At 28.4% G+C, this 18,717-nt stretch carries 19 protein-coding genes and 1 pseudogene; 3 read left to right on the top strand and 17 right to left on the bottom strand.

Features of this window, described 5'->3' with window-relative positions:
- A pseudogene (locus HZY31_RS04125) lies at positions 1–144 on the top strand (IS6 family transposase); the annotation flags it as partial.
- 31 nt (positions 145–175) lie between these two features.
- On the opposite strand, the gene HZY31_RS04120 reads toward HZY31_RS04125, so the two are convergent.
- The 10 genes from HZY31_RS04120 to endA are packed head-to-tail and all read right to left on the bottom strand — an operon-like array spanning position 176 to position 9,294.
- Positions 176–916 carry a hypothetical protein gene (locus HZY31_RS04120; RefSeq protein ID WP_297318181.1) on the bottom strand — a complete coding sequence of 247 codons (741 nt, stop codon included), beginning with the start codon at positions 914–916 and terminating at the stop codon, positions 176–178.
- Position 917: 1 nt separating this feature from the next.
- On the bottom strand, positions 918–1,406 hold the full coding sequence (locus HZY31_RS04115) for an RNA-binding protein (protein WP_297318180.1): 489 nt from the start codon (positions 1,404–1,406) through the stop codon (positions 918–920).
- A 17-nt stretch (positions 1,407–1,423) separates the two neighbouring features.
- Positions 1,424–2,500 (bottom strand): 5-amino-6-(D-ribitylamino)uracil--L-tyrosine 4-hydroxyphenyl transferase CofH, encoded by a 1,077-nt coding sequence (cofH, locus tag HZY31_RS04110; protein WP_297318179.1) that lies wholly within the window; start codon positions 2,498–2,500, stop codon positions 1,424–1,426.
- Between the two features lie 20 nt (positions 2,501–2,520).
- Positions 2,521–2,901, bottom strand: a complete 381-nt coding sequence (hisI, locus tag HZY31_RS04105; protein WP_297318178.1) for a phosphoribosyl-AMP cyclohydrolase — start codon at positions 2,899–2,901, stop codon at positions 2,521–2,523.
- Between the two features lie 13 nt (positions 2,902–2,914).
- Entirely contained in the window at positions 2,915–4,420 is a 1,506-nt protein-coding gene (locus HZY31_RS04100) for an ATP-binding protein (RefSeq protein WP_297318177.1), read from the bottom strand.
- Between the two features lie 20 nt (positions 4,421–4,440).
- On the bottom strand, positions 4,441–6,162 hold the full coding sequence (locus tag HZY31_RS04095; RefSeq protein ID WP_297318176.1) for a tetratricopeptide repeat protein: 1,722 nt from the start codon (positions 6,160–6,162) through the stop codon (positions 4,441–4,443).
- 4 nt (positions 6,163–6,166) lie between these two features.
- A complete protein-coding gene (locus HZY31_RS04090) occupies positions 6,167–7,165 on the bottom strand; it encodes a beta-ribofuranosylaminobenzene 5'-phosphate synthase (RefSeq protein WP_297318189.1) in 999 nt (332 codons plus the stop codon).
- 56 nt (positions 7,166–7,221) lie between these two features.
- Positions 7,222–7,686: a CBS domain-containing protein gene (locus tag HZY31_RS04085; RefSeq protein WP_297318175.1), complete on the bottom strand. Its 465-nt coding sequence runs from the start codon at positions 7,684–7,686 to the stop codon at positions 7,222–7,224.
- An 18-nt stretch (positions 7,687–7,704) separates the two neighbouring features.
- A complete protein-coding gene (comC, locus tag HZY31_RS04080) occupies positions 7,705–8,742 on the bottom strand; it encodes an L-sulfolactate dehydrogenase (protein ID WP_297318174.1) in 1,038 nt (345 codons plus the stop codon).
- Between the two features lie 27 nt (positions 8,743–8,769).
- Positions 8,770–9,294 carry a tRNA-intron lyase gene (gene endA, locus HZY31_RS04075; protein ID WP_297318173.1) on the bottom strand — a complete coding sequence of 175 codons (525 nt, stop codon included), beginning with the start codon at positions 9,292–9,294 and terminating at the stop codon, positions 8,770–8,772.
- 105 nt (positions 9,295–9,399) lie between these two features.
- On the opposite strand from endA, the gene cfbD reads away from it, so the two are divergent.
- Both cfbD and HZY31_RS08150 read left to right on the top strand, forming a co-directional pair.
- The gene (gene cfbD / locus HZY31_RS04070) at positions 9,400–10,461 is read left to right on the top strand and encodes a Ni-sirohydrochlorin a,c-diamide reductive cyclase catalytic subunit (protein WP_297318172.1); all 1,062 of its coding nucleotides are present in this window, start codon (positions 9,400–9,402) and stop codon (positions 10,459–10,461) included.
- Positions 10,462–10,528: 67 nt separating this feature from the next.
- Positions 10,529–13,924: a replication factor C small subunit gene (locus HZY31_RS08150; protein ID WP_463671218.1), complete on the top strand. Its 3,396-nt coding sequence runs from the start codon at positions 10,529–10,531 to the stop codon at positions 13,922–13,924.
- Positions 13,925–13,927: 3 nt separating this feature from the next.
- Here HZY31_RS08150 and HZY31_RS04045 read toward each other — a convergent pair whose 3' ends face one another.
- Genes HZY31_RS04045 through HZY31_RS04015 form a run of 7 tightly spaced genes read right to left on the bottom strand, consistent with a single transcriptional unit; the run spans position 13,928 to position 18,706 of the window.
- Entirely contained in the window at positions 13,928–14,680 is a 753-nt protein-coding gene (locus HZY31_RS04045; protein WP_297318171.1) for a 4Fe-4S binding protein, read from the bottom strand.
- 5 nt (positions 14,681–14,685) lie between these two features.
- Positions 14,686–15,177, bottom strand: coding sequence for a 4Fe-4S binding protein (locus tag HZY31_RS04040; protein ID WP_297318170.1), 492 nt, complete (start codon positions 15,175–15,177; stop codon positions 14,686–14,688).
- Positions 15,155–16,372: a 4Fe-4S binding protein gene (locus HZY31_RS04035; RefSeq protein WP_297318169.1), complete on the bottom strand. Its 1,218-nt coding sequence runs from the start codon at positions 16,370–16,372 to the stop codon at positions 15,155–15,157. Before HZY31_RS04035 ends, HZY31_RS04040 begins: the two co-directional genes overlap by 23 nt.
- 10 nt (positions 16,373–16,382) lie before the next feature.
- Positions 16,383–17,513 (bottom strand): hydrogenase large subunit, encoded by a 1,131-nt coding sequence (locus tag HZY31_RS04030; protein ID WP_297318168.1) that lies wholly within the window; start codon positions 17,511–17,513, stop codon positions 16,383–16,385.
- Between the two features lie 22 nt (positions 17,514–17,535).
- Positions 17,536–17,982, bottom strand: a complete 447-nt coding sequence (locus HZY31_RS04025; protein ID WP_297318167.1) for an NADH-quinone oxidoreductase subunit B family protein — start codon at positions 17,980–17,982, stop codon at positions 17,536–17,538.
- Between the two features lie 2 nt (positions 17,983–17,984).
- On the bottom strand, positions 17,985–18,398 hold the full coding sequence (locus HZY31_RS04020) for a DUF1959 domain-containing protein (RefSeq protein ID WP_297318166.1): 414 nt from the start codon (positions 18,396–18,398) through the stop codon (positions 17,985–17,987).
- Between the two features lie 17 nt (positions 18,399–18,415).
- Positions 18,416–18,706, bottom strand: a complete 291-nt coding sequence (locus HZY31_RS04015) for an energy-converting hydrogenase subunit EhaL family protein (protein ID WP_214400510.1) — start codon at positions 18,704–18,706, stop codon at positions 18,416–18,418.
- Positions 18,707–18,717 lie beyond the last annotated feature (11 nt).

Here is an 18,717-nt window from a genome sequence, read left to right as displayed (position 1 = left end):
TGTGTAGAAAGCTTCTTCTCCCTCCTTAAACGAAAAACTAAGTCCTTCTATAATAGATTCCCTAATAATTCCAAATTTATTACCATTATCTCCTGGCTTAATTCTTTCGCCTCCATCTATAACTACCTCTTATCCTTATCTTGACAATCTCGGATGAACATATAAATATTAATATTTAATTGTTTTCTGTTACAATTACTGAACCTTCGTTAAAAGGATTTGACCTTAAATATATTGAGTATAGATATGGATAATTATCTTTTAAATGTTTCACATAATTTAGCCACTGTATAACTAAAAACTTATAAACTCTAATAATATCATTCTTTAAATGGTTTAAATCGCTTTTTGGTAAGTTGTTTAAATCCTCTCTTTTATGCAATTCATCTGCTAAATGAAAAACTGCTAATAACAATTCTGAAAACTCATCATGTTCTAACAATAGAGGATTTTCCATTAATCTTAAAAGGAACTCTTTATTTTTATCTAATAGATTTTTTAGTTCGTATAAGTTGATTTTTTCAATGTCTATGTCATAGTTATAATTTTTTAAGAGTTTTTTTATTTTTTCATATTTTTTGTTATCCCATTCATTTGATATTTTTAAAATACTTTTTATATTTCCTTTATCTGCCTTTAAGATAATTTTTAATAAATCTTCGCCAACTGTATTAAAGAATGCACCTATAAGCATATTAAGTTTTTTTAATTTGTTTATTTTGTCTCTATGCTCTAAAATTCTTTCAATGACTATTGTTACAATTAAAACATCAATAGGAACAAATGCTAAATGTAGCAAAAAATAACTTAATAAATGCTTAATATCTCTAAATATTAAAAAATGCAAAAAATAGATCAACAACGATGATAAAATTAAAGCAAAAGACAAAAATAATATATACTTTTTATCATCCATTTTATCCCATAAATTTCCATATCTTATCTCCTACATAGTGAAGATTCTTAATGGCTCTACCTTCATTAGATTCTTTCATTGTTTTTCCATCCATTAAAGCAATTCCTACACATATTGGCTTTTTATGTTCTTCATCTACAACAAATACAAAATCTCCTTCTTTAATATCTTCATTTGCATCTACTATTCCTGGAGCCATTACATCTGCCCCTTTTATTAAAAATCTTATTGCCCCTCTATCAACTACAACTAAATTTTTGTTAGGTAGAAATTTTAACAACAACTTAATTGTAGGAATAATCTTATTATCTTTTTTAAAGGCAATTGGTTCTCTATCTACCAATATAATGTCAAAATTGTCTGTTATAACTACCTCCACTTTACTTTTTTTTGGAATAATATCATCTAAATTTTCAAAAAATTCATTTAACTCTTTTTTTAAGTTTTTTATATCCTTTTTACTTAAACAATATCTTCTCTTTATATTCAATTCCATCACCTTAATTATTACAATAATTTATAGAGCGTAGTTCTCTCCTTAGGAATTAATCCAACCCTTTTAATCATATCTTTAATTTCCTCAACACTCATATAAACTCCATGCTCTGCCCCAGCACTTCTTGATATATTCTCCTCAATAAGTGTTCCTCCTACATCGTTAGCTCCACATCTTAAAGATACTTGAACCATTTTTTTTCCTAATTTAACCCAAGATGCCTGAATATTTTTTATTAGTCCTCTAAAAACAATTCTACTAATAGCAAACATTTTTAAATCTTCAATTCCAGTAGCTCCTGCTCTTGCTCTTCCCTCTCTATAAATTGGAGCATTTTTATACATAAATGAAAGTGGAACAAATTCAGTAAAACCATTAGTCTCTTCCTGAATCTCTTTAATTATAAAAAGATGATTAACTATATGTCTATACTCTTCAATATGCCCATACATAATTGTAGAAGTCGTAGGAATTCCCATTTTATGAGCTTCCTTAATTATATATATCCACTCCCCTGTCTTTATTTTGTTAGGACACAGTTCATCCCTAATCTCATCATCTAAAATTTCTGCCGCAGTTCCGGGCATTGAATTTAATCCACTTTCTTTTAATATTTTTAGAGCCTCTTTAATAGTCAATCCAGCATTTTCTGCTCCAAAATAAACCTCCATCGGAGAAAATGCGTGTATATGTATATCTCCATAAGGTTTTGTCGCCTCATGAACTGCCTTTAAAATCTCTGCCTGATAATAAGTATCTATCTTAGGATGCAATCCCCCCTGAATACAAACTTCAGTGCATCCAAATTTTTTTGCTTCAACAGATCTCTTAACAATTTCATCTATGTCTAAAAAATAAGCATGTTTATCATATTCATTGGCTCTAAAAGCACAAAATTTACAGTTACCAATACAGATGTTTGTGAAATTTATATTTCTATTTACTACATAAGTCACTATATCCCCAACTTCCTCTTTTCTCAAAGAATCAGCAAATTTAAATAGTTCAAAAATGTTTTCATTATCTTCAAATAATTCTAATGCCTCTTTTTTTGATATTTCTTTCTCTTTAAATTTTTCAAAGTCCATAGTTTCACTCATTGAGAGTATTATTTATAATAATTTTCAGAAATTGTTAATTTACCATCTTTTAATTTGTAGTGAAAGCATGAGTAATAACCTTCATGACATGCTACTCCTTTTTGTTCTACTATGAATAACAAAGCATCTCCGTCACAATCTCTATAAAATTCCTTTAATTTTTGAACATTTCCACTTTCCTCTCCCTTTCTCCATAATTTTTTTCTACTTGTTGAGTAGTAGTGCATATAACCAGTTTTTAATGTCTCTTTTAATGCCTCCTCATTCATAAATGCAGTCATTAATACATTCTTATTTTCATCACATGTAATTGCAATAATTAACTTCTCTCCATCTATATTTCTAAATTTTAAATTTAAATTTTTAATTATTTCTTCAATATTTTCCATAATTATCCCTTTTTTACCATTCATCACTTATATTCATCCACTCCCCAACTATATCTATATCCTTTCCTCCATATATACCATCAAATTTATCTATTTTAACAACTGATGGTAAATTTATTGCGGTTCCTACTATAAGTGCCTCACCTATTCCCAAAGATGCCAAATCTTTTGCTAAATCTTCCCCTAAATTTTCAGAAGCTCTTTGAATGTATTTTTGATCTTCTGGTTCAACTATTCTTAAAATTATTTTAGTGTTTGTTTGTGATAAAATATTTGGATCTAATTCTTTGGGTCTTTGACTAATTAATCCCAACCCTACTCCAAACTTTCTACCCTCTTTTGCTATTTTTCCTAACCATAAACTTGATTCTGTTTTTTCACTTATTGGTATAAAAATGTGTGCCTCCTCTAATATAATTAATACAGGTTTTTTAACAATTTTGTAGTGTTTATCTATAATTTCTAAATTGGAGAAAGCCGCCATTCTTATTCTCTCATTTGGAATGTTACGCTCTTTTAATGATTTTAAATAAAGAGTTCTTTTTGATAATATATGTTTAGCTATGTATCCTACAATTGTTCTCATTTGATGTAGTTCTAATCCACTTAAATTAACAACATTTATTTTACCAATTTCAAATTCTTCTATGATATCTCTATCTCCAATATACAATGAAAAATCTATCATAAATTTCCCAATTAAATTATATAAAGAAATAATGTTAAGAAAATCTTGCTCACTCACTTTTCTTCGTTCATATTTTCTCATTAATGGATTGTAATATTTTATATCCCAACCTACCTCTGCTGACTTACTCCACTCATAAAGTAACTTTTCTAACTTTTCAATAAATTCTAAACCCTCAACATTTGGGGAATCATTTTTTATAGTGTAATAAGCATATTCAAGATAAATTCTTTTTTCAAAATCATTTTTATCTATTCCTATCAAATCAGAAAGTTCGTCAGGAGATAACAATGAAGGATTAATTTTAGGAGTAATTACTTTAACTTTTCCCTCTAAATCTTCGTGATATAAGGTAGTGTATTCTCCATGAGTATCAAAGATAATTATACTTGCATTCTTTTTTCCTAACTCTTTACATAAAACTGACACTGTATTAGATTTTCCTCCACCAGTAACTGATAAAATAGCAAAATGACGAGAAACAAGAGAATTTGTATCTAAATAAACTCTAACATTTTCTCTTGTTAATAGATGCCCAATACTAATCCCGTTTTTAGCATAAAAAATATTATTTAAAATTGAGTCATCACAAAATTTAACATTTTCATCTGGTTTGATTGGATATCTATTTATAAGTATTTTATTATCACTTAAAACTCCTATAACTTTTGCCTCACATATATATTTATCATTTTTAGCTGTAACTTCTTTTACAATACCTAAAACCTCTTTATTATCAGTATTTTTTGTAATTACATACTCCCATAATCTTACATTCTTTAATGACTCAAATTTAAAATAATTTGTTGAAGTTTTTCCAATAACCCTCATATTCTCTCCTTAATTTTTTGTTATAAAATAAATCCAAATTTTGCCAATTCTCTCTTGCAAGTATTAATAATTTCATCATTTGGCTTATAATTTTCGGGAGATTCACTATATTTATACATTTCAACAGGCAATTTTTCTTTTAGATACTCAATAAGATTATTAATAGATTTTAACTTATCTTCATCAAAAATTTCTTCAATTATATTTAAATTTTCTATCAAAAAAAGATAAATGTATGCTAATATAGGATTTATGTTAATATACTTATAGAGAGTAGCAAGATGATATTGAACCTTATCTATTTTACAATAAATAACTGGAACATTTAGCAGAGGAGAATATATTTCTAAATTTGTTGGCTCTTTATTCATCAACTTTTTAATAATTTTATCAACTTCTTCCTTATTATCTAATAATTTTTTTAGTTTCATAGCCATTGATATTGCTTCATCATATTTCCCTGCTTTTTCATAAACAACTATTATAGATTTTATTGCATCGATATCGTTAGGATTTATTTTCAATACATTCATAAAAGAGTCATAGGCTATTTTATAATTTTTTAACTTGAAATATATATATCCTCTAATTTTCCATAATTCGATATCGTCTAAATTTTTATTAATTAAAATATCTAAATATGATAAGGCCTCTTCATAATACTTTAAATTATTAGATGTCTCTGCCTTTCCAATTAGAGAGTAGAGTATTATCTTATCACTATCTTTTGAAACATCATAAGTCGTTATTTCTAAGAGTTTATCAAAATATTCTGCTGATTTTTCAAAATCTCCTTTTTTATAGTAGTAAATAGCTAAACCAAAGTATGCATAAGGATTTGGGAATATTTCTATGGATTTTTTATAGGCATTTATAAATTCTGAATTATTGAGTTTATACAAAATGTCTCCATACTTAGCATAAAATATACTTCTTTCAAATAAGGATATTGACTTTCTTATACTTTCAAGGGCTTTGTGATATTCCTCAAAGATTTCAGATATAACACTTTTATAGTAGTATGCAAAGTCATTATATTTATCTATTGAAATAATTTTATTCAAGAATTTCAATGCATTTATATAATTTCCAATTTCAATTAAATTAACTGCCCTTATTATATCTTCATAAATGTTTTTATCTATAATTTCAAAAAGTTCGTCAATGTATTTAACTATTCTTTTACATTCGTGATTTGGATCTTTTTCTAAAATCTTTTTAAAAGATTCGTATGCGTTATCAATATCTCCAAAGAGCAAATATAACTTTCCCGCATTGTATAATGCATCAATTTTCTTTTCATTTAATTTGTAAGCTTTTAAATAATAATTTAAAGCATCTTCATATTTTTTAAACTTTAAGGATAGTTCTCCTAAAAGTTCATACAAATTACTATTTTTAATTCTTCTTGAAGCTTCAATAAAACATTTATATGCTCCATCATAATCTTTAAGTTTATATAATATCATCCCTTTCAAATATATAAATTCTAAATTATCAGGAGATAAAGAAATGGCTTTATTTATTGCTTCAAGAGCCTTTTCATATTCTTCTAAATTAAAGTATGCATAGGCAAGATTGGCCCAATCTATTGCTCTCATACAGTTTTCAGATATAGCTTTTAAGTAACATTCTACCGCCTTTTGATAATTACCTTCATCTAAATATTTTTCAGCTTTTAATATCCAATTATCTAAATCGTCTTTAGAAATTAATTTACTTAGAAATTTTTTAAACACCATAATATCACTGAATTCTATATCCATTGTTATTTGCCTTAGTTATAATAATATCCCCACAAATTCCATACTTATCAAAAATTTCGTTAGCTTTTTCAACTATTAATTTTTTATCTCCAAGAGCGTAAACGGTAGGTCCAAAACTTGATAAACCAGAATATACATTATTATCTTTTTCTTTATGTAATTCAAAAATTAAATCTTTAACAATATCTGATTGTAAATTTACTTCAATTTTTTTGAATCCTAAATATTGTAGTTTATTAACAACATCTCCAAAATCTTCCAAGTTTTTTTCAACAACCGCTGGCATCATCTTCATTAAAACTAAATGGCAGATTTTTTCAACTTCATTTAAAGGAACTGGGCAGTATTTTTTAAATATATCTACTTCTTTTTTTCCATAGATGTGTTCTCCCTTTGGTATTATTAATATAACTTCCCAATCAAAATCGTGTCTAAATATTATTGGTGCTGGCTTAACTCCTTTTGAAGCTGAAGATGGCTTAAATTCTTCCTTATCTTTACCTTTACCAAAGCTATGCCCTCCATCAATTAAAAATCCTCCATATTCAAATGCCCCTATACCTATTCCAGAAGTCCCTCCTCTTCCAGAAATCTTAGCCAATTCATAAGTATTTAAATCTTTCCCATATATCTTAGTTATTAACTTACTTACAGCCAAAGATATTTGAGTTCCACTACCCAAACCAGAGTGAGATGGAAATAAAGACAATATTTTTAAATATATTCCCTCTTCATTGATAGTTTTTAATACTTTATTTGATATATTATAAATTCTATCCTCAATATTTTTTATATACTCACAATTAAATTTTTTAAATAATTTTCTATCAAACTCTATTATTATTTCATCACATTCTTTTCCTTTAATTTTTATACTTGGCTCTTCCAAAGCTAACCCTACTCCACCATCAACTCTCCCAATAGACCCATTTAAATCAATAAGACCCATATGAATTCTTGATGGAGTTTGAATTGTAATCAAAACTTTCACCTTGTTTTATTTTAAGTTAAAATAATTAAAAAATAATATAAAAATTAAATTAACGCTTCTATTAAATCTCCTCTTGTAATTATTCCCACTAAATTACCTTCATCATCTACAACAGGTAATCTTTTAATTTTATGCTCAACCATTAATTTTGCCGCGTCATTGACTGTCATCTCAGGCTTTGCAACTATAACATTCTTCGTCATCACATCTTTAACTTTTGTTTTTAATGCTTTTTTTAAATCTTCCATAAATTCCTCAATTTTTAATGCAGTTTTTAAAGGCAACTCTATTAAATCTAATGGAGATGGTAAAATAAGGTTTAAATCTTCATCATGGGTAATTATAGTTTTTATTATATCACTTTCAGAAATTATTCCAACCAATTTACCTTCTTTATTTAATACAGGAGCCCCACTAATTTTTTTTTCTCTAAATAATTTTATTACATCGCATAAATTATCATCTTCATAAACTACAATAGGTTTTTTCATAACATCTTTTATTAGCATTATTTTCACCATTCATTTTTATTCAATATAATCTTTAATATTCAATCCTAACTCATCGCAAATTTCTTTTAGTTGATTGTATAAGTTTTCATCAATCTCAAATCCATTCTTTCTTTTCATTTTATTTCTCTCCTCTATCTCCCCAGGAATTAATATTTCAAAACCTTCTGCTGGCTCTGATGTTTTAATCTCTTCTAATAATTCATCTACTTTTTTCTTAAACTCCTCCTTTCCAACAAAAAACTCTGGATTTATAGCTATAAATAAATCTCCTTTAGTGCATTTTTCATAAGGATTTGCCGTTCCTCTAACTTTAGTTCCAACCTCTGCCCCACCAATAGCTGACAACATCTCAATAGCTAACGCTAAACCATAACCTTTAGGACCTCCAAACGGTAATATACATCCTTCTAATGCTTTGGCTGGATCTGTTGTTATCTTTCCATCTTTATCTACTGCACAACCTTCTGGAATCTTTATATTTTTTCTTAATGCCTCTAAAATTTTACCTCTTGCTATTGATGCAGTAGCCATATCTAATGAAAATTTATATTTATTTCCTTTAAATGCAATTGCTATAGGATTAGTCCCTAAAATTTTCTCTTTTCCACCAAAAGGAGCCATTGCTGGCTCTGTATTTGTTATAGTTATTCCAATCATATCTTGATTCATAGCTAACTCTGAATAATAGCCAGCAATTCCAAAATGATTAGCATTTTTTGTTGCTACTACTCCAACTCCAACATTTTTTGCTTTTTCTATAGCTAATTCCATAGCTTTTTTACCTACCACTTGACCTAATCCAAAATCTCCATCTACAACTGCTGTGGATGGACTTTCTTTAATTATTTTAATATTAGGCTTTGGATTTATGTTTCCCAACTTTAAAGCAGTTATATACTGTGGAAACCTCCCAATTCCGTGAGATGTAAATCCTTTTAAATCTGCATCAACAAAAACATCTGCAGTTATTTTAGCATCTTCTTCTGGAACTCCAAATTTTTTTAAAATATCAATTATTAGTTTTCTTTCATTTTCTGGTTTTAAGATTACCATTTTTATCCCTCAAAATTTTTATAATTTTTATGGTTTTACAAAATCCATCTTGTAATAGACAATATCTCCATCTGCATCTACTATTGCTATGAGAAGTTTTTTTCTAACTGAATGAGCAACTCTAACGAATCCTGTTAGTTCATTTAATAGTATAGAGGAATCTTCTGTAAAAACCTTAACTAAATAAACTGAATGCTCTTTTTCAATATTTGCTCCCTTTTCATAGAGTCTAAAATCTGCTCCATACTTTAAGCCAGTTTTTACAATATAACCCCTTATTCTTAAATCCTTATAAACTAAATATTTTAGGCATAATCTCTCTTCAATGTTTTTTGCATATTCATACAGTTCTTCAAAACTCATTATATTTTTATCTTTATTTTTAACTTCTAACCATCCCAAATTTATTAAATATAATGCCTCAACTAATGACAGTATTAAAAAATTTCCCTCAACATTTCCATACTGCCTCGATGATAGTTTAGATATGCCATTTTTATCAAAAATTAATACTCTATCTCCATCTAAAATTCCTACAATTTTTTTTCCCACGAATCCCACCAATTAAAATTATTTGAAAATTTGAAAAATTATTTAACTAAAACTAATACTAATTTATATTAAATATTTATATTATTACTATATTGAGGTGAATGCATGATAATACATCCGAGACCTTCTCCTATTGCTGCGGCTATGTATCAACTTAGAGACATTGGAGTTGATGCTATAATTATACACGGACCAAGTGGATGTTGCTTTAGAACTGCGAGGCTGTTAGAGTTAGATGGCGTTAGAGTATTTACATCAAATATTGATGAAAATGCCATTGTTTTTGGAGCTTCAGAAAATTTAAAAAAGGTTTTAGATTATGCAGTAGAATACTTAAAAAATAAGTTAAATAAAGAAAAGCCTTTAATTGGTATTGTGGGGACTTGTGTTAGTATGATTATTGGAGAAAACTTGGAGGAATTTGTCAACTATGAAAAGGCAACAGTAATTCCTGTAGAAGTTCATAGTGGTTTTGGAGATAATACTGTTGGGGCTATAAAGGCAATGGAATCTGCCCTAAAATTAGGAATAATCGATGAGGATGAATTTAAAAGGCAAAAATATTTATTAAAAAAAGCAACAGAAATTGAAAAAAGTAGGGGAATGGCTAAGAGAGAGTATATAAAACCAACTTATGAGGATGATACTGAGGATGTTATTAATTTATTAAAATCTATGAAAAATAAAGATACAAAAATAGCTTGTGTATTAAATGCTAAAAAAGAGACTGCCTATTTATTTGTCCATCCTCTAATTGTGTTAAATAAATATTTTAACTGCGTAAATATTGCAAACTTAGATGAAAATAAGGGGCTTAAAAAAATTAGAAACGATGCAAAAAATATATTAAAAAGATTCAGACCAGATTATATTACTGGTGGATTAGATGAATATCCAATAAGTGGAGAAAAAGTTGTTGAGATATTAAATAGCTTAGATGATATTGATTTAATAGTAGTTTCTGGGGTTCCTCATGCCTTACCAATTGAAAATTTAAAAAAGGATATTATTAAAATAGCTATAAGTGATGGTCCAAGGACATACTATCCTATAAAAGAACTTTATGACTATGCAATCGTTGAATTTGACGCTCATGCTAAAGTTTTAGGTAAAAGAGATATTGTTAAATCAAGATTTGGAGAAATTTTAGAGCATGAATTAAGATAAAAAAGTAAAGTAAATATAAAAGAATTAAAAATTAATTTTAAAAATTAGATAAATTGGTGGTGAAACTATGGACGAGCCATGGGTAGAAAAGTATAGACCAAAGACATTGGATGAAATCGTTGGACAAGATGAGATAGTAAAGAGATTAAAAAAATATGTTGAAAAAAAGAGCATGCCCCATCTTTTGTTTAGCGGACCACCAGGAGTTGGAAAGTGCTTAACAGGAGATATAAAAGTTATTGTAAATGGGGAGATTAGAGAGATTGGAGAAGTTGTTGATGAAATAAGCAATGGAAAATTTGGAGCAACTTTAACTGATAATATAAAAGTTTTAGGAGTTGATGAAGAAGGAAAAGTTAGAGAATTTAATGTGCAGTATGTATATAAGGATAAAACCAATGCTTTAATAAAGATAAAAACTAAGATGGGAAGAGAATTAAAAGTAACAACCTACCATCCTCTACTAATAAATAACAAAAATGGAGAAATAAAATGGGAAAAGGCAGAAAATTTAAAGGTTGGAGATAAGTTAGCAACACCAAGATATGTAGTTTTTGATAATAATAAAGATAATGAAAACATTGATTTAGTTAGATGGATTGCCTATTATGTAGCAGAAGGATATATTAAAGATGATAAGATTATCTTCACCCACAATGATAAAAAAATTATAAATAAGTTCTTAGAACTTACAAAAAGTTTATTTAAGGATGCTAAGATAATAGAGGGAGATAATTGTATAACAATAATTTCAAAAGAGGCATTAGAAGTAATTAAAAAATATAATTTAGCCAATAAAAGGATTCCAAATAATATTATGAATAGTGATACTTTAAAAGTATTTTTAGATGCTTATATTGAATGTGAAGGAATCAAAAAGGATAATAAAATAATATTACCTACAACAAATAAAGATTTTGCAGAAGAATTAAGTTATGCACTATTAAAATATGGTGTTATCGTTAAATTGGAAAAAGTAAATAATATTTATAAAATAACAATTTTTGAAGAAATTTCTGATAAAATAATTGTAGATGTGAAAAAAATAAATTATATCTGTGAAAAGTTGGGAATTAAAAATGTTAAATTAAAAAGCAATATTTTAGGCAATAATGAATGTAGAAAATTGTGTAATGCTATTTTAAATAGGATATATAACCAGTTAGATAAAATTAGAGATAATAAATTGTTAGATTGTATAGGATATTTATTATTCTTAGCATCTAATGAAATCTATTGGGATGAAATTGTTGAAATTGAGCAATTATATGGGGATTTCATAATCTATGATTTACATGTTCCAAAATATCACAACTTTGTTGGAGGTAATTTACCAACTATATTGCACAATACAACCGCGGCTTTATGTTTAGCAAGAGATTTATTTGGAGAAAATTGGAGGGAGAACTTTTTAGAACTTAATGCGTCTGTTTCTAAGGATACTCCAATATTGGTAAAAATTAATGGAGTAACTAAAAGAACAACCTTTGCAGAGTTGGATAAAATTTATTTCAAAGAGGAAGATGAGGAATATAAAGATGTAGATAACTTAGAAGTTTTAACCGTTGATGATAATTATAAAGTAAGATGGGCAAAGGTCTCAAAGATAATAAGGCATAAAGTGGAAAAAATATTGAGAGTTCATCTTGAAGGAGGGGCTGTATTAGAATTAACTGGAAACCATGCTATAATGATGCTTAGTGAAAATGGACTAATAACTAAAAAAGCAAGTGATATTAAAGTAGGTGACTTTTTATTGAGTTTTACTGCAAATATTGGAGGAGATTTGGAAAATATAAGTTTAAAAGAATACTCTCCAAAAGCAATAACATCAAGAGTTAGAGTGGTCGATAATTTAGAACTAAATGAAGATATTGCATGGATGCTTGGTTTATACACTGCGGAAGGGGCGGTAGGTTTTAAAAATAACACTTCTGGACAAGTTATATACACATTAGGAAACCATGAAACAGAGTTAATTAAAAAATTGGAGTCAATAGTAGATAAATTAGAATTACAATCCTATAAAAATAAAACATCTTCAGGATTTGATAGGTCAAGATATTCAGCAACACAGATAAGAATTTTAAATACTCAAATTGCAAAGTTTATTAGAGACAATTTCTACGATAGAAATGGCAAAAGAGCAAGAAACAAAAGAGTTCCTTATTTTATATATCAACTGCCAATTAATGAAAGAGTAGCATATTTAAAAGGGGTATTTGATGGAGATGGCTGTGGAAAATGGAATGAAGTAATTAGAATAACATCAGTTTCAAAAGATTTATTAATCGATATCGCATGGCTTTCGAGAATATCAGGAATAGAGAGTTCAATATTTAACAGAGAAGTTAGACTGATATGGAAAGGAGGAATGAATTGGAAGAAAAGTGATTTATTGCCAGCAGATATAGTTATAAAATTGCTGAAAAAAATTGAAGATAAGATAAATGGAAATTGGAGATATGTTTTAAGGCATCAACTTTATGAGAAAAAAGAGAGAGTTTCTAAGATATTAATTAGAGAAATCCTAAAAATGATAAATAAGGAAGAATTAAGCGAAGAAGAATTAAACATATACTATCTATTACATAAATTGGCTTATACTGATTTACATGCATTAAAAGTGAAAAAAATTGAAATTATTGATTATAACGACTATGTATATGATGTTAGTGTCCCAAATAATGAAATGTTCTTTGCTGGAAATGTCCCAATTTTATTACATAACTCTGATGAAAGAGGAATAGATGTTATTAGGACAAAAGTAAAAGAATTTGCAAGAACTAAACCAATCGGAGATATACCATTTAAGATAATATTCTTAGATGAAAGTGATGCTTTGACAGCAGATGCTCAAAACGCTTTAAGAAGAATTATGGAGAAATACTCAAATGTTTGTAGATTTATCCTATCCTGTAATTACCCAAGTAAAATTATTCCTCCAATTCAATCAAGGTGTGCAGTTTTCAGATTCTCACCACTTAAAAAAGAAGATATTGCAAAAAAATTAAAGGAGATTGCTGAAAAGGAGAATTTAAAATTAACTGAGAGTGGATTAGATGCAATAATCTATGTTAGTGAAGGAGATTTAAGAAAGGCTATAAATGTATTACAAACTGCTGCTGCATTAAGTAATGTTATAGATGATGAAATTATCTATAAAGTATCTTCAAGAGCAAGACCTGAGGAAGTTAAAAAAATGATGGAATTGGCATTAGAAGGCAAATTTATGGAGGCGAGAGATTTATTATATAAACTTATGGTTGAGTGGGGTATGAGTGGAGAAGATATATTAAATCAGATGTTTAGAGAGATAAATAATTTAAACATTGATGAGAGAAAAAAGGTTGAATTGGCAGATTACATAGGAGAAACTGATTTTAGAATAGTAGAAGGAGCAAATGAAAGAATTCAGTTAAGTTCTTTACTTGCAAAAATGGCTTTACTGGGTAAAAAATAATTTTTATTTTTTCTCTTCCATCTTTATAGCATTGACTGGACAAACCTCTACACATTTTCCACATAATATACATTTATCCTTATTAATTTTAACTTTGCCTCCTTCTTCTTCAATGGCATTGACTGGACATTCTTCAACACAGACAAAACAACCAACACATAAGTTTTTATTAACTTCAATGTCTTTTGTTTTTATAACTTCCCCTATCTCATTTTCAACATTTATACATTTTTTTGGACACACTTCCATACAAGCTCCACAACCCATACATAAATCTAAATTAATCTCTATACTCTTCCTTATTTTAACTTTTATAGCCTTAGTAGGACAATATCTTGCACAAATTCCACATTTTACACATTTATCTTTATCTATGTAATAATTTTTTAGTCTAATTTTTCTATGGGGAATAGTTTTTTCCTTTATTAAATAATGTATTTCACTATTTTTAACCTCTGCCTTACCTTCTATTATATATATAGCTCCAACTGGACATGTTTGAACACAGATCTCACATTTAACACACTTCTCATCAATAATTTTCACTGGTTTTCTAATTTTCGCCTTTTCTATTGCATTTACTGGACACTCTTTATAGCAAAGATTACATCTGACGCATTTACTTTCATTAACATATAGAGATCTGTAAGTTATTGGCTTTATTTTGTGAGCAACTTTTGTAATATAATCTTTATCTCCATCAATCTTCGATAAAATTTCATTTAAAGATTTTTTTATTTCAATCAAATAAATCACCTAAATTATCTTAATATTATAGCATTCAGAGGACATATTTCTTCGCATCTTCCACATAACTCACATTTAGTTATATCAATTCTTATTTTAGATCCATACTCTTCAATGGCTTTGTATGGACAGTTTCTTAGGCATACTAAACAAGAGGCGCATCTTTCTTTAATATATTCAATAAATTCATATTTGTTTATTTCAACTATTTTTGCAGTTTCATTAATCTCGCATTTTAGTTTTATTATTACAATGGCATCATTTGGGCAAACTTTTTTACACTTTCCGCAAAAAATACATTTTTCTCTATTAATTTTTATAAATAAGCCACTTTTATCATAAGATATGGCATTAACTGGACAAATCTCTATACATTTCCCACAGGTTATACATCTATCTTCTTTAACTATAATTTCTCTTTTGTTAAATATTAAATTAAACTTTGGGAATATTTCAATATTTTTATTTTCTAATTCTAAGTGTTTATATATTATTTCTTTTATCATAAAACTCCCTCTTAATTTCCTTTATCCTCTTATTTTCTTCATAAACTTTCTTTCTTAATTCCTCTTTCAGTTTATTAACTGCCAATTTTTCAATCTCTTCTAAAACCTTTCCATACTTCTTAGTGTAGTTAATTAAATCATTTTCAATTTTTTCAATTATTTCGTTCTCTATTATTCTTACTTTGACTAATTCTTTTGCCTCCTCTGGCTTAACAGGTTTTATAGCATTGACTGGACACTCTCTTTCACATAATCCACAACTAACGCACAATTCTGGAACAATGTATGGAAGTTTTGTCTCTTTACTGATTTTAATTGCATCAACCTTACAAATTTTCTGACAAATTCTACAACCAATACATAAATCTTCATCAATAACATAGCAAATATCTCTTCTCTTTGGAATTATTGGAACTTTTAATCTTATTGCTGTTGTTGGACAAACTTCAATACATAAACCACATTTTACACAATTGACAACTTTTTTTTCTACTAAATTAATCTCCCCCACGCACACATCCTTACAAATTCCGCAAGTTATACACAAACTATTAACTATGTGAGGAATATCCTCAATTTTATTTTCTTCTACTTCTAATCTATTGGTAATCTTTTTATTTTTAAGTTCAAAAGCCTTTTCAATCTTTTCTTTTAGTTTTTTCTCATCAACGACTATTATAGCATTTTCTATTGGACACGCTTTTATACACTCTTTACAGTAAATACATAAGTTAATATCAATTACATACTTTCCATTCTTAATATCAATAACATTTATTGGGCAAACTCTCTTACAGTTTCCACATCTGACACAGGTTTCTTCATCTATTATAAGATTGTGATACTTTGGCTTGCTATAAAACAATCCCTCAGTTTCAACTCTATGCTTATCTATCTCTAAGACACCAGTAGGGCAAACTTCGACACAGTTGGCACAGGTAATACATGAATCTTCATCAATTTTTGGAATTTTTTTGTTATAATTTTCATTGTAAATTAATTCAATTGCAAAGGCAGGACAACTTTCTTTACATCCTTCGCAAGATATACATCTCTCAGGAAATTTAACAATAGAAGGAACTTTTCTATACCTTTCTGGTGGAATATAAGAACTTTTATTTGCCTTGGCATTAATAAAATTTTTAATCCATCTTTTTTTAACAAATTCATAAAGATACCATAAAGAGGATGCCATAAATACCACCCTAAATATGCCCAAAGTTTATAGGAACTTCCTTACCATCTTTTACAGCAATTATAGTCCTTTCAGTGCATGATATGCAGGGATCTATACTGGCGTAGGCAGATACTGCATCAGAGACTGTTGGACAGGTTTTTAACATATACTTATATGCCTCTAAGTTCATTACAGTTGGAGTTCTGATCATTATTCTTTTTATAATCCCTCCATCAGTAATTTCCATTTTATACAATACCTCCCCTCTTGGAGCTTCGTTTCTCCACTCACCCTTGCCTCCTCTTATATCTACTTTAACTCTAATATCTCCTTGGCTCTCTTCATACAATTCTAAACATTTCCTAATTAATCTAACACTCTCTAAGATTTCTTCATGCCTAACCATCATTCTTGCAAAGTTATCTCCCTCTTTTCTCCAAACTGGCTTAAATTTAAGTTCTTGATATGTTGAATGTCTCAATCTCCAATCACTCTCTGGAAGCCCAGAGCCTCTACATACTGGTCCAACAGCCCTCGTTCTCATAATTTCGTGATAAGGTAGGATAGCAATCCCTTTGCTTCTTAAAGCTATTAATGGTCCATTTTCAAACACTTCAATAATATTTTTTAGTTCTTCAAGCAAAATGTCGAGTTTTTTATTTATTTCATCAATCATCTCTCTATTTATGTCTCTTCTAACACCTCCTACTACAATATAACCCATATTAATTCTATTCCCAGTAATCATCTCTATTAAATCCATAATTATTTCTCTGACATTTAAAAGCCATATTCCAAGAGTTTCATGCTCTATTGATAAGTTATAAACTGCCGAAGCAATTAAATGGCTATGAATTCTTTCCAATTCACATACTATTACTCTCAAATATTTTGCTTTATCAGGAATTTCTATTTTTGAAATATGCTCAATACATTCAGCAAATGTCATAGTGTGAATAAATGAACAGATTCCACAAACTCTCTCAGCCAAATAAATTCCTTTATGACAGTGTTTCCCTTCCATAATTTTTTCTATTCCTCTATGAACATAACCCATTTCAATTTCAGCATCAACAGGTTTTTCTCCCTCTAATATTAATTTAATTCTTAAAGGTTCTTTTAATATTGGATGAATAGGACCAATAGGAACTGTTGCCATAATTTCACTCTTTTATAATTTTTCATTTATTTTTCTCTTTTAACTTCTCTTCTCTCATTGCCAACGCCTTTGGAGCCACTTTCAATATTGCCTCAATTATTTCAGAGGGTCTTGGAGGGCATCCCGGAATTTTAGCATCTACTGGAATAACTTTATGAACTCCTCCAATTACATGCCCCTCTTTGAAGATTCCTCCACTCAATGCACATGCTCCAACTGCGACAACAATCTTAGGTTCGGGGGTTTTTTCATAAATTTCTTTTAATCTTTCAGCCCATTGTAATGTTACAGGGCCAGTAACTAACAAAACATCTGCCTCTTTTGGATTGTTATGAACATAAATTCCATACTGCTCTATGTCATATCTCGCAGATAGACAGGAAACTATTTCTATGTCGCATCCATTACATCCCCCAGTATTGACAATACAGACATTGATTGACCTCTTTCTAAACAACTTTTTTACCATATTTATTCCTCCCTTAGCAACTTAATAATCAATTTCCTTCCTTCATCTAACGCTTCTTTATAAGGTTTTTTATACAAAACATGAAGTTCTACAACTTTTTTTCTAATTAAATCTGCCTCTTCTTTTTTAATTAACCCAAAGAAATCACATAGCCAACATAAACCTAAGTCAATATCAACCTTTCTACCTAAACATCCCATTCTTGCCTGTTCTGCATAGGCGTGTAGTTCATAACATGAAGTAAAGTCCAATTTTTTTAGAAATATTTCAATTACCTCATCAACATCAATTTTTAACGCCTTAGATATTGGAATAAAAACTTCATCCATTAAAAATCTATTATCTTTAAGGACATTTATCTTCTGCTTTAACGAATTTTCAACATACTTTTTGTCAATATTCAATGTTTCTTCCATAATTACCACCAAATAAATTAAACTAATGAAATTATGCCTCTCACTACTAAGGCAGTAATTATTCCAACAACTAACTCAACTCTTCCATATCCTGGTCTCATTCCTAATGGAAAGCCAATTAATAAAGTTCCAATTATATATAAAGGGGTGTTTATCAAAATTCCTCCAATTATAGCCAAAGATAACGCCAATTTATCAATACTTTTTTCTACATAGGGATTAGGGTATTTTCTATAACTGTATTCTAACCCAATAATATTGCCAATTATAAAGGAAATTATCGCTAAATTTAAATAGAATAAATCCATAATTTCACCAC

The sequence above is a fragment of the Methanocaldococcus sp. genome (assembly GCF_024490875.1).
Classification (GTDB): domain Archaea; phylum AGJL01; class Methanococci; order Methanococcales; family Methanocaldococcaceae; genus Methanocaldococcus.
This window is presented reverse-complemented; position numbering and strand designations above follow the sequence as displayed.